We start from the raw sequence: 13,879 nt of genomic DNA on the forward strand, positions 1-13,879 counted from the left end.
CCTTCCTTTTTGACGGGGCCGCGGTCCCGATGCTGAAACTTATCCACCAAACCAAACTTAAACCTGTTTACCTATGAAACATGAAGGACCCAATCCGTTCGGGCGTATGCCCCGTGTCCCGAAATTTCTCGTGTCGCTGATGCTGGCGCTGGGTATGGTCTTTACGGCCGCGGCCCAGACCCGCGTCATCTCGATCAATCTGCGGAATGTGACGGTCAAGGAGTTTCTCTCCGCAATCGAAACCCGCAGCAACTACACCTTCGCCTACAACAATGCGGACATCGATCTGACGGCCCTCGTCAGCGTCAGGGCCGAATCCGAAGAGATCGTCTCGATTGTCAACCGCGTGCTCGGCCCTCAGCATCTCGAGGCCCGCATCGAGGGTAACCGCGTGCTCCTTTCGCGGGTGGCGCGCCCGGCAGCCGCTGCGGAAAACCGGGAATCGCAGCGCGGCGTTATCACCGGACGCGTAACCACCGTCGCGGGCGATCCGGTCGTCGGAGCCAGTGTCATCGTCAAGGAGACCTCCGTGGGTACCGTCACCGGCCTCTCGGGCGAGTATTCGATCTCGGCCCGCCCCGGTCAGACCCTTTCGTTCGCCTTCCTCGGCTTCGATACGAAGGAGGAGACGGTCGGCTCGCGTACGGTCATCGACGTCACGCTCCAGGAGGACAACAAACAGATCTCCGAAGTGGTCGTCGTGGGCTACACCCCCATGCGCAAGAGTGACTTCACGGGTTCGATCGCCAGCGTCAAGGCCAGTGAACTCTCCGTGACGGCGCCCACCGTCGGACAGTCGCTCGTCGGCAAGGTCGCCGGCGTCGAGGTCCACCAGACCAGCGGCGCCCCGGGCGACGGCGTGTCCATCCGCGTGCGCGGTGTCAACTCCCTGTCGGCCAGCAGCGACCCGCTCTACGTCATCGACGGATATCCCGCCTCGGAGGATGTCTTCATCAACCCCAACGACATCGAATCGATCGATATCCTGAAGGATGCCGCTTCGGCCGCCATCTACGGTTCGCGCGGTGCCTCGGGCGTGGTGCTCATCACCACCAAGCGCGGCAAGGAGGGGCAGGCTGCCCGCGTCAGCTACGACTTCTCGTACGGTATCCAGCAGCTCGATCACAAGGTCGATCTGTTGAACGCCACGCAGTTCCGCGATCTGCTGATCGACGCCCGCAACAACTCCTACCGGCTGCGCGCTACGGCCGCCGGCGTTTCGTGGAGCCCCTATGACGACAATACGGTCCGTGCCGGTAAGGGCTTCTCGCTGGCCGAGGTCGGCATCCCCGAGATGTTCTACGACTTCACGACCCGTACGCCCGTCACGCCGCAGTACGACACCGACTGGCAGGATGCCCTCTTCTCCAATGCCGGCATCATGCGCCACAACATCTCCGTCACGGGCGGCACGAAGGCCATCCGCTACATGGCCAGCGTCGGTTACATGGATCAGGACGGTATCATCGCCCCCTCGAACCATAACCGCATCAACGCCCGGTTGAATCTCGATGCGCAGATCTCGAAACGCTTCTCGGTGAGCCTGAGCTACTCGATGTACGACGCCAGGAACCGCGTGGTGCAGGCCGAGGGCCGCATGATCAACGACGGCGTGATCCAGAGTGCGCTGATGTACCTGCCCAACCTTCCCGTCTACGACGAGTCGGGTGACTACGCACGCAGCGCCATGATCGCCATGAAGAACGACTGGGGCATCAACTTCCCCGAAAACCCGCTGGCCATCGCCCACGAACTCGACATTCAGGAGAAGATGTCGCGTCACAACCTGAACGTCAATCTGGTCTACGAGTTCATCCCCGATCTGAAACTCTCGGCACGCCTCGGGCAGCAGTGGTACACCTACCGCTACTTCTACTATCGTCCGATGAGCCTCGGACGCGACTCGGCCGTGGCCTACAGCGACGCCCTGAAGCCCTACAACATCGCCCGCACCACCTCGACCTATGACGTCGACCGCCTGGGCGAGTTCATGCTCAGCTACAAAAAGGAGCTCGGCCGTCACCACTTCGATGCCCTGGCCGGCTACACGCTCCAGAAGAAGACCTACGACCGCCTGGGTGTCGAGGCCACGGGATTTGCCGACGACCGCATCCACGAGGTGACGGCCCACGGCGCCGAGGCCACCGACATCAAACTCTACGATACGCGCAAGGCCGGTTGGTCGATGATGTCGTTCCTGGCACGTTTGAACTACGCCTTCGACGACCGCTACACCTTCACCGCCTCGTTCCGTGCCGACGGTTCGTCGCGCTTCGGCGTCGACAGCCGCTGGGGCTATTTCCCCTCGGTATCGGCCGGATGGACCCTCTCGAACGAGCCCTTCCTGAAGGATGCCCTCGACCACATCGCCACGATCCGCGTGCGCGCCAGCTGGGGTAAGAGCGGTAACAACGACATCGGCAACTACGCCAGCATCGCCTCGATCTCGACGGGCAGCTATGCCTTCGGTTCGACACCCGTGTCGACCACCTACGAAGGTTCGTTCGCCGATGCCGCCCTGGGCTGGGAGACCACCACGCAGACCAACATCGGTCTCGACCTCGGATTCTTCGACGGCCGCCTGAACATCATCGGTAACTACTACAACTCCTTCTCGTCGGATATCCTCTACGACTATCCCATCTCCTCGATCTCGGGTGCCACCTCGACGAAGACCAACCTCACCTCGGCCAAGATCCGCAACCGCGGTTTCGACCTGCAGCTCGACGCCCGTCTGCTGACCGGCAAGGTCAAGTGGAACGTCAGCACCAACATCTCGGTCAACCGCAACAAGGTGGTCAGCATGGGCGGTCTGGACGACATCATCTCTACCACGGAGCGCTCCGTCGGTTCGCACATCACCAAGGAGGGTTATCCGATCGGTTCGTTCTACGGCTACAACGCCATCGGCATCATGTCGAAGGCCGATTACGCCAATGCGTTGCTCGACCGCGAGGTCTATCTCCAGAACGGCAACAAGTTCCCCGAGGGCTACCAGCTCAAGGGCCCGGCCGTCTCCTCCTATTCGCTCGACGCCCTGTCGTACGGCAACGCCATCTGGGAGGATGTCAACGGCGACGGCATGATCACCACCGACGACAAGACCATCATCGGCGACGCCTATCCCGACTTCACGGGCGGCTTCTCGACCAACCTCTCGTGGAAGGGACTCGACTTCAGCGCCAGCTTCGTCTACTCGTACGGCGGCGAGGTGATCAACTTCCAGGACTACTACCTCTACAACATGGAGGGTTCGGGCAACCAGTACGCCATCGTGGCCGACCGCTACATCTCGGACGAGCAGCCCGGACGCAACAACGTCCCCATCGCTTCGCGTATCTCGACGCCCAACACGTCGCTCAAGCTCTCGTCCTACTACGTCGAGGATGCCTCGTTCCTGCGCTGCGCCAACATCACGCTCGGCTATACGCTGCCTTCGCGCTGGATGAACAAGCTGCGCATCTCGTCGGCCCGCATCTACTTCAGCGGCGACAACCTCTTCACCATTACGCCCTATCGCGGCTACAACCCCGAGGTCTCCTACAAGACCAGCAACCTGATGCCTGGCTTCGACTGGGGCTGCTACCCGCTTTCGCGCATCTACTCGATCGGACTGAATCTTACCTTCTAATCCCAGGATGACCATGAAAATCAAACAGATATTTGCCCTGTTGGCCGCTTCGGCCGCATTGGCCTCGTGCAGCTTCCTCGACGAATACGACCCCAATGCCACCACGGCCGGCAACTTCTATACCTCGGAAGCCGATATTCAGACCTCGCTCAACGGTGTCTACCAGTCGCTTACGCAGAGCTATTACTATCCGTACAACTACTACTTCACCGACGTGCGCGCACACGTCACCGTGGTGACCGACAGCGGTGCGAGCAGCGGTATTCCCTACCAGTTCTACAACTACACCCTCACCGAGGAGAACCAGTATGTCTACAACCGCTACACGCAGCTCTTCAAGAGCATCTCGCGCGCCAATACACTGCTGGCCCACCTCGACGACGTGAGCTACTCGACGCCCGAGGCCCGCAATACGTACGAGGCCGAGGCCCGCTTCATCCGGGCGCTGACCTACTTCCATCTGGTCACCGAGTGGGGTGATGTGCCCCTGGTGCTCAAGCGTCTGGAGACCAAGGACGAGGTCGAGGCCAACAACTACCGCCGTCCCAAACGCGAGGTCTACCAGGCCATCTTCGACGATCTGGACTATGTGCTGCAGAGTCCGCTGACCGATTTCCAGCCGGCTGCCGAATGCGGTCGTGCCAGCAAGGCCGCCGCAATGGCCCTCTACGGCAAGGTGGCGCTGCAGTGCGCCTGCGACGAGGATCTGGCTTCCGAGAAGTCGCAGTTCCTCACCACGGCCATCGACAAGCTGGGGCAGGTCTGGGGCATGCGCCCCTTCAGCGAGCTGGCCGACATCCCCTACAACCAGCTCTGGGACCTCTCGACGCAGAAATCCTGCCCCGAAAGCCTCTTCCAGGTCAACTTCGTGCAGGGCAACGCCGATCTGGGCTCGATCTGGAACTATCAGTTCGGACCCAGTACCACGGGCATCACCTCCTACAAGATCGGTCAGATGCACAACATGACCACGCCGGAGGTCTACGCTTCGTTCGACGAGAAGGACGTGCGTCGCAACTACCTGCGGTCGACGACCGTAGCCGGCGTGACCTATTACCACACGATGAAGTATGCCGATCTGGAGTGCGGCGCCAACGGTTACGGCGGCAACAACTGGATCGTGCTGCGTTATGCCGACGTGGCGCTGATGCTGGCCGAGGCCTATTACTGGCAGGATCAGGCCGAGCAGGCCAAGACCTATCTGAACATGGTGCGCAAGCGCGCCGGTCTGGGCGACTGGTCGGGCAGCGACCTGCGGCAGGGAATCTACGACGAACGCCTCTTCGAGTTCATGCAGGAGGGCCTGCGCTGGCAGGATGTGCGCCGCATGTACACGAACCAGGAGCTCATCGAGCACTACAACGCCATCAATTCCAACTTCTCAGTCAAGGATCTGCTGCTGCCCATTCCCTACAACGAGCGGGTGCTTAATCCCGACGGGCTCTATCAGAATCCGGGTTACAACGTCGACTAAAACACGGAAAAATGAAATTGCTGAAACTGGGACTGTGGCTGGTGACCGGGATGGCGGGTTTGATCCTCCCGGCGTGTGGAAGCGGGGATGAGGATGCCGCTGCGCCCGAAAAGACCTCGGAGCTGGAGATCTGCTGGACGCCCGAAGCGCCGGCTGTCGAACAGACGGTGAGTTTCTCGCTCGGGGGCGACGTGGCGAATGTCCGCAGCGTGCTGTGGATATTCGGCGACGGGAAAACCGCCTCGGGCGGAGTCTCCACACCGGTCGAACACGCCTATGCCAAGGCCGGAGAGTATGTCGTGAAGGCGGCCGTGACCCATCTCTCGGGTCCGATGACCGAACTCTCGAAGTCGCTGACGGTGAATAACACCGAAGCTGGAATGGTCGTCAGCAACGACTTCCCGGCCCGCATGGAGGAGGTGAGCTTCTCGCTCAACCATCTGGCCGGTGTCGAGCTTGTCGACTGGGACTTCGGCGACGACAGCGATCCGCAGTCGACCGCATCGGCCTCGGAGATCCTCACGCACGCCTTCCAACGCGACGGGAACTTCACCGTCCGGGCCTCGATCACCTACGGCGACGGCCGCAGCGAGTCGCTGCAGCACGAGGTCGAGGTCGAGGGGCTGTCGCTGAGCTGGGCGTGCCGCAACTTCGACCGCTCGAAGATGTGGATCATGGCCCACCGCGGCAACACGCAGAACGGCTACAACCTGCCGCCCAACTCGATGGCCGCCTTCCGGGCCTGTGTCGAGTCGGGGTGTGTGGACTTCATCGAAACCGACGTTCAGATCACCCGCGACGGCGAGGTCATCTGTCTGCACGACAATTACCTGAGCCGCTTCACCGACTACAACAGCTACTATTCGGGCAAGGGCATGGTGGCCGACTATACGCTCGAGGAGCTCGGGCAGTTCCGTCTGAAAACCTCCGACGGAAAGGTCTCCGGGGAGAAGATCCCCACGCTGGAGGAGGTCCTGCTGGAGTTCCGCGGCAAGGTGTGGTTCAACCTCGACAAGTGCATGGAGAGCGACGTGAACATCGAGAAGGTCTACGACGTGGTGCGCCGCTGCGGATGCCTCGACCGCGTGCAGTTCTACATCTCGGACAATACCGACCGCGCCGACTGGCTCTCGCAGCAGGAGGTGCCCGGAATCCTCGCCCCGCACGCCAACAAGGAGTCGGCGCTGACGCTGATGACCGCCTACGAAAACACCTGGATGGTGCAGACCTCGACCGGGTATGTCACCCCGTCGTGGATTGCGGCGATCAACGCCCGGGCGCTGTCGGTGACGAACCTGCTCGACGCCGACGGCGAAAACTTCCACAACGGCAATACGACGCTCATGGAGAGCTTCGTGACGGCCGGTGTGCGGATGATCCAGTGCGACTATCCTGCCCAAATGGACGAATACCTGCGCGGCAGGGGCAAACGCTAAACCTTAAAACGACAAAACCAAGATCATGAAACGAATCATTTTCCTGTTGAGCGTCGTGTCGCTCCTGGCGCCGGGTGCCTGCTCGGAGAGCAACGACGACATGAATACCGTATATGACTCGGTCATCAACACCGATTTCACCCTCCCCGAGGGTGAAATCGTGGCCGGAATCACCCCGGTGACCTTTACCAATACCACCACGGTCGAGGGTACCACCGTGACCGACTATTTCTGGCACTTCGGATTCGCCGGTGAGGGCAACTGGAGCGAAGAGGCCCAGCCCGATCCGGTGGTCTACAAGACGGCCGGCGAGTATACCGTCACCCTGACGGCCTGGGGCGCCGACGGCAACCGCGCCACGGTGAAGAAGATCATCAAGGTACTGGCCGACAACGTGCTGCCGACGGCCGACTTTGCCTATGCCCCGATGATGGTCAACGTGGGCGACGAGGTGACCTTCACCGACCGTTCGACCGACTCGGACGGCCAGATCGTCTCCCGCAAGTGGACGCTTCCCGACGGTTCGACCTCCACGGCCGAAAGCCCCTCGTACACCTTCACCTCGGCGGGCATGTTCCGCGTGACGCTGACGGTGACCGACGACCGCGGCGGCGAAAGCAGCGTCACCAAGTCGGTCAACGTCCGTTCGGGCGACGTTGCGGACTTCACCCTGCTGTGGAGTACGGAGGTGGCTTCGGCCGAGGCGCTCTGCACGGCCAATGTCGTGACGGTGAGCGATCTGGGCTACATCTACGCCGTGACGGGCGACGGCAAGCTCGTGGCTCTCGATGCCAACGGCGGCGTGGCCTGGGAGTATGACGCCGCGGCGCAGGATCAGGTATCGCTGACCCAGGAGATCGCCTATGCCTCGGTGGACAGCGACGGTACGCTCTACTGGGCGGCTCACGCCTACGGCACGGATCCCGTTCCGACGGTCTACGCCTTCGACGGCGCGACGGGTACGGTGCGCTGGAAGAACCAGACGGCCTATGCTTCGGGAGCCCGCATCGCCTACTCGACCCCCTGCATCACTCCGAGTCTGATGGTGGTCGGCAGCCGTGGTACGAACGGCGCCATCCGCGGTTTCGACAAGGCTTCGGGACAGAATACCGCCCACGCAACGCCTGCAAACGGCGGCGCCACATCGGGAACCGTCATTCTGAAGAACGGTGTTGTGGTCTTTACCAATACGTCCGAATACGGTTACGGAATCATGGTTCCCGATGATCAGTTCGTCTGGTCGCCGGTTCCGACCTCCAACACCTTTGCTCCGAGCAAGACGCTTTCGGCCGGTCGCTGCCAGCCCTGTGTCGGCGCCGACAACTGCGTCTATCTGCCCGGCAAGATCAAGGAGGGTAGCGGCGGCACGTGGAATCTGGCCGCTTTCGACTGTACGAATCTGACGGCCTCCTCGGCCAAGACGCCCAAGTGGAGCGCGGCTCTCGACGGCGGTTTCGAACAGACGGGAGCCTCGCTGAGCGCCGACGGTCAGACCCTTTACATCGTGGCCGATGCCGTGACGCCTTCGGTGGTCTATGCCCTCAATACGACGAATGGCGCTACGCGCTGGTCCTATACGCTCGATGCGCAGAGCCGCAGTATCCCGGCCGTCGACAACCTCGGTCAGGTACATGTCGTCACGCTCAGCGGTCATTACGTGGTTCTCTCGGCCGAGGGTGAGGTGGTCTGCGATGAGCAGATTGCCGACAGCTTCGAGGGTTCGGTTTCGATCGCCGAGTGGGGCTACGCCTATGTGCTGGGCAAGGATACCGCCGCCGGCAAGCTCAAGGTCTACGCCGTGGCACTGCCGGGCGTGAACTCCGCAGCCGATTCGGCCTGGTCGCAGTACGGCCGCAACGCCCGCCACATCAACTACCAGAAGTAACAACCGAAAAACAAACCGATATGAAAAAATACCTGATTCTTCCTCTGTGCGCGACGTTCTGCCTGACGGCGGGTTGCGCCGAGGATTTCCCCACGGTGCTCAACCACGACTATTACGAGGAGAATACGACGCCCGCCCAGCCCGACGTGACGGAGCAGACCGTGCGGCTGGGAACCTACAACCTCTGGATCTCGAACAAGGGTACGGGTGACTACCTTTGGACGAACCGCCGCGATGTGCTGGCGCAGTCGATCGTCAACAACGACTGGGACATCTTCGGATTCCAGGAGGCCAACGCCACGATTCAGTCCGAGCTGCCGAAGCTGGTGGCCGCCAAGGGCGGCAACTACGAGTGGTGGTTCGTCGGACGCGATTCGCAGGACGGCAAGAGCGGTGAGGCTCTCGGCATCGCCTACGACCCGGACCGCTTCACGCTCAGTGACCAGCACTACTACTGGCTCTCGGAGACGCCCGACGAGATGAGCTACGGCTGGGACGAGCGGGGCTACCACCGCATCGCCTGCTGCGCCGTGGTGACCGACAAACGCTACGGGAAGCAGTTCCTGCTGACGGTGACCCACCTGCCGCTGGCCGACATGGCCCGCTCGGAGGCCGCCAAGCTGATCGTCGAGCGTGAACAGATGTACAACAAACCGGGCATGCCCTCGGTGCTGGTGGGCGACATGAACGCCACGCCGGACGATGCCGCCTCGGCAACCTTCCGCACCTACTGGAACGACGCCTATCAGGCGGTCGACGTCCGCTTCATAAGCGGTCCGGTGGGGACCTTCAACGGTCACAAGACCTCGACCGACCTCTCGGTCTCGACGGCCCGCATCGACTACATCTACACGCGCGGTTCGCTTGCGCTGAAGAGCTACCGGGTCGACAACTCGATCTACGGCGGCATCTATCCCTCGGACCACTGCCCGGTGAGCATCCAGGTCGACTTCAACTACGATGCACCGGAGCCTCCTCAGATCGAGGGTGCCGGTACGGAGTCCGACCCCTGGCAGATCAACTCCACGGCCGACTGGAACGCCGTGGCCGAGTCGATCAACGGCGCGGAGGCCGACGCCACCTATCTGACGACCCACTTCTATGCCCTGACGGCCGATATCGACTTCAAGGGCCGGAGTGTCATCCCGATCTCCTATGCGGCCTCGACGATCTATTTCCAGGGTGAGTTCGACGGCCGCGGGCACACGATCCGCAACGTGACGATGACCGCTTCGGGCTCCTCCTTCGGTCTGTTCGGCGCCAATGACGGCCGGATCCACGATCTCAACGTGGAGGATCTCTCGCTCTCGACGGCCTTCAAGACGGCCGGCGGCGTGGTCGGCACGAACCGCGGCGTGATCGACGGCGTCACCTTCCGGGGCCAGATCGTCGGCACGGGGGAGGCCTCCGTTCTGGGCGGTATCGCAGGCCAGAATCAGGGCGTGATCGTCAACTGCGGCAATCGCGGCGGTTCGATCGAGGCCGTCAATCTGGACTCCGGAGCCAAGGGCGAGAATCTGGGCGGCATCGCCGGCCAGATCTCCAAGGGCTCGGACGGCGTGGGCAACTACGTGATCAACTGCTACAGCTGGATCGAACGCATCGCCTCGAACAACAACAACCTGGGCGGTATCGTCGGCATCGTCAGCGACGACAGCTTCGTCATCAACTGCTATGCGACACTGGCCGACGTTACGCAGAACGACTCCTACGCCTCGTCGGTGGGCTACAACAAGAAGGGCAACGTCTGGAATGTCTACGGCAACAAGGCCTGCCCGTCGGGACAGAAGAATGCCGACTGGATCGTGGGCAACAATATATATAATTTCATATCATACTAATATACAGAATATTATATGTAAATATAATAGCGAAATATATAATTTAGTACCATATTAGTATCGCTATTTGGTGCTTGCGTGCCTGCTGAACAAAATCACATAAAAAAAATTCCTCTCCGCTCACTTATACACTTTTTATTGGATTATGCAAGAAAACTCAGGGAAAAGAGCTATCTTTGCAAAATAAAGCTATGCGATAATGACCTGAATAGAAATCAACATAACGCAATATATGAAACTCCTCCGCTAATCTTATGGGCTTTGGTCAGCCTCGCATGGATAGCAAGGGAGTTTTCATTTTTATATAGCAATGGCAAAGAAAACAAAAGCAAAGGAAGCAACAAAGAAAACCATCGAGCAAACTCTGTGGGATTCTGCAAACGAATTACGCGGCAACCTTGATGCTGCCGAATACAAAAGTGTAGTGCTCGGACTTGTATTCTTAAAATACATCAACGACTGCTTCAAAGTTAAGCACGATGAACTTGTAGCAGAGGGTGCAGGCTTTGAAGAAGACCCTGATGAGTATATCGGTGACAACATCTTTTTTGTTCCTACAGATGCCCGTTGGGACAAAATCGTCAAGGCTTCGCTTACTGCTGAAATAGGGGTTGTCATTGATACTGCAATGGAAGCGTTGGAGCAGGAGAACAGGCAGCTTAAAGGCATTCTTCCGAAGAACTATGCCCGTCCTGAACTCGACAAACGCCGTTTGGGCAATGTAATTGATATTTTTGAGAACAACCTGCACTTTACAGGAACGGAAGCCCGTGATGTACTCGGACGCGTATATGAATATTTCCTTGGGGAGTTTGCTCGTGAAGAGGGAAAGAAAGGAGGTGAGTTCTACACTCCATCATGTGTTGTCCGCACCATTGTTGAGGTTATCCAACCCTACAAAGGAAAAATCTTTGACCCGGCTTGTGGTTCGGGAGGTATGTTTGTACAGAGTAGTAAGTTTATCGAACGTCACCGAGGTAATATCAACCAAATTTCTGTTTACGGGCAGGAACTCAACAGCAATACATGGAAATTGGCTCAAATGAATCTTGCCATTTGTGGCATTGAGGCCAACTTTGGCGACAGCTTCGGCGATTCGTTCCACGATGACAAGCATCCGTTTCTCAAAGCGGATTTCGTCATGGCTAATCCACCGTTCAACATTTCCAAATGGGGCGGCGACCAACTGCGTGACGACCCTCGCTGGCAATATGGCATACCGCCGGAGGGTAACGCCAACTTTGCTTGGATGCAGCATATGCTTTATCACTTGGCGGACAACGGACGCATCGGATTGGTGCTTGCCAACGGCTCGCTTTCCTCACAGCAAGGCACAGAGGGCGAAATCCGCAAAAACATTGTCAATGCAGATTTGGTAGAGGGCATCGTAGCCATGCCGTCTCAGTTGTTCTATAATGTGCAGATACCTTGCTGCCTATGGTTCTTGACGAAGAAAAAGGCTCAGCCGGGCAAGACGCTTTTCATTGACGCTCGCAATATGGGCTATATGAAAGACCGTACACACCGTGAACTGTCGTGTGGTGAAGAAACCGAAGACCACGGTAATGACATTGGACGGATTGCAGAAACCTTTGAACAGTTCCGTGCCGGAACGCTGGAAGTTGAAAAAGGCTTCTCCGCAATCGCAACCATTGAGGATATAGAAAAGCAAGACTTTATCCTTACTCCCGGTCGTTACGTTGGCATTGCGGAAGTGGAGGATGACGGTGAACCGTTCCAAGAGAAAATGGAGAGGCTAACTTCCGAACTGTCGGATTTGTTTGCCCAATCGCATACACTTGAAGATGAAATCCGCAAGCAGTTGGCAAGAATTGGCTTTACCGTTAAGTAAAACTTCTACTCTTCGTTATGTTTACCCCAAAATAACGAAGATATGAAAGAGAAATTAATCCAAGAAATCAGCACCGCAATGGCAGAAGTGTTAAGTTTTGAACAAGTAGCTCACCTTAATAGCGTATTGCTTCAGGTTGTAAGCCAGTACACTATTACCGAGGACGGCGAGACATTGCATGAAAATGCAGTGTCGAATGACCGTCTGCTTGACATCTTCTTGTCTGCAAAACAAGTGGAGGGCTGCACTACTCCAACTATCAAATACTATGGCTCTACCATTCGGCAGTTGTTCAAAAAGATGCCTAAAAAGGTAACAGATTACACCACCGAAGACATCAGAGCCTATCTTGCCGTGTTCCAGCGGAAGAACAAGTCAAGCCGTGTAACTATCGACAACATCCGCCGGATATTTTCTTCATTCTTCGCTTGGCTTGAAGAAGAAGATTACATCATCAAAAGCCCCGTCCGCAGAATACACAAAGTAAAGACCGGAACGCAAGTAAAAGAGGTATTGAGCGATGAGAACATCGAACAGCTCCGTGACAGTTGCACCGAAATCCGCGACCTTGCCATCATTGACATATTGGCTTCCACTGGTATGCGTGTGGGCGAGTTGGTGAAACTAAACCGTGAGGACATAAACTTCAACGAGCGTGAATGTATAGTTTTCGGCAAGGGAAACAAGGAACGCATCGTTTACTTCAATGCCCGGGCAAAGATACATCTGCAACAATACTTGGCCTCTCGCAAAGACCGAAACAAGGCACTCTTTGTTTCATTGGCTAAACCACACAAACGTTTGGGAATTTCGGGCGTGGAAACACGGCTGCGCAAACTTGGCCGCACGGCTAAGATTGTGCGTGTTCATCCTCATAAGTTCCGGCGTACATTGGCGACAATGGCTATCGACAAAGGTATGCCAGTTGAGCAAGTGCAACGGTTGCTTGGTCATGTCAAGATTGACACTACCATGCACTATGCTATGGTTAATCAAAGCAACGTGAAACTCTCCCACCGTAAATTCATAAATTAGCATGTGGCATTGTTCAACATACGGCAGAGGAACATCATTTTCCAAAAACAAGCACGGAAATGATAATTTAGAGCAGCAGGCACAGGCGTTGTTCAAGGCGTGGTTCGTGGATTTCGAGCCGTGGCAAGGCGTTATGCCGGACGATTGGAGAGAGGGTTCGATTTACGAAATCGTAGATGTAATATACGGTGCCCCCTATAAATCCAACCTTTTTAATGAAAAGAAAGAAGGATTGCCACTGATTAGAATCCGTGACCTTAAAGATTATTCACCGCAATACTACACTCCAGAAATACTCCCAAATACGGAGTTTGTTTGTATGGGCGATGTCATAGCTGGCATGGACGCAGAATTTATTCCCACTTTGTGGATGGGGAATAAAGGTGTTTTGAATCAGCGATGCTGTAAATTCAAAAGCAAGAATCCTAAATTCAGCAACTATTATATTATGTATCTACTTAAACCTGAGCTGGAATTTGTGCAGTCATATAAGACAGGAACAACGGTAAGCCATTTAGGAAAGTCAGATATTGATAGATTTATAGTTGTTATACCATCATCCGATGTTATTGAAGACTTTTCTCGCAAAGTAGAACCTTTGCTTAGCGAAAAGATAAAGATATGCAAAGAAATGCGCATACTTTCCTCGCTTCGCGACACACTTCTCCCAAAGTTGATGTCAGGCGAGCTAAAAATTAACGATTTGAACCGCTAAATTCTCATTT

Annotated in this window: 8 protein-coding genes; all 8 read left to right on the top strand. The window is 57.1% G+C overall.

All coding sequences use genetic code 11. The features are described from left to right. The first annotated feature begins 73 nt into the window (after positions 1–73). On the top strand, positions 74–3,631 hold the full coding sequence (locus B5E60_RS07985) for a SusC/RagA family TonB-linked outer membrane protein (RefSeq protein ID WP_204246457.1): 3,558 nt from the start codon (positions 74–76) through the stop codon (positions 3,629–3,631). 13 nt (positions 3,632–3,644) lie between these two features. Beyond that, positions 3,645–5,105 (top strand): RagB/SusD family nutrient uptake outer membrane protein, encoded by a 1,461-nt coding sequence (locus B5E60_RS07990; protein ID WP_087311025.1) that lies wholly within the window; start codon positions 3,645–3,647, stop codon positions 5,103–5,105. Positions 5,106–5,116: 11 nt separating this feature from the next. Beyond that, positions 5,117–6,541 carry a glycerophosphodiester phosphodiesterase family protein gene (locus B5E60_RS07995; RefSeq protein WP_239403273.1) on the top strand — a complete coding sequence of 475 codons (1,425 nt, stop codon included), beginning with the start codon at positions 5,117–5,119 and terminating at the stop codon, positions 6,539–6,541. A gap of 25 nt (positions 6,542–6,566) precedes the next feature. Then, entirely contained in the window at positions 6,567–8,426 is a 1,860-nt protein-coding gene (locus tag B5E60_RS08000; RefSeq protein WP_087310984.1) for a PKD domain-containing protein, read from the top strand. Between the two features lie 20 nt (positions 8,427–8,446). Next, positions 8,447–10,267 (top strand): endonuclease/exonuclease/phosphatase family protein, encoded by a 1,821-nt coding sequence (locus B5E60_RS08005; protein WP_239403274.1) that lies wholly within the window; start codon positions 8,447–8,449, stop codon positions 10,265–10,267. A gap of 310 nt (positions 10,268–10,577) precedes the next feature. Next, positions 10,578–12,119: a type I restriction-modification system subunit M gene (locus tag B5E60_RS08010; protein WP_087310985.1), complete on the top strand. Its 1,542-nt coding sequence runs from the start codon at positions 10,578–10,580 to the stop codon at positions 12,117–12,119. A gap of 42 nt (positions 12,120–12,161) precedes the next feature. After that, complete coding sequence (gene xerA / locus B5E60_RS08015) at positions 12,162–13,154, top strand: site-specific tyrosine recombinase/integron integrase (RefSeq protein ID WP_087310986.1); 993 nt, start codon at positions 12,162–12,164, stop codon at positions 13,152–13,154. 1 nt (position 13,155) lies between these two features. Then, entirely contained in the window at positions 13,156–13,869 is a 714-nt protein-coding gene (locus B5E60_RS08020; protein ID WP_087310987.1) for a restriction endonuclease subunit S, read from the top strand. Positions 13,870–13,879 lie beyond the last annotated feature (10 nt).

Source organism: Alistipes sp. An116, from assembly GCF_002161005.1.
Classification (GTDB): Bacteria; Bacteroidota; Bacteroidia; order Bacteroidales; family Rikenellaceae; genus Alistipes; species Alistipes megaguti.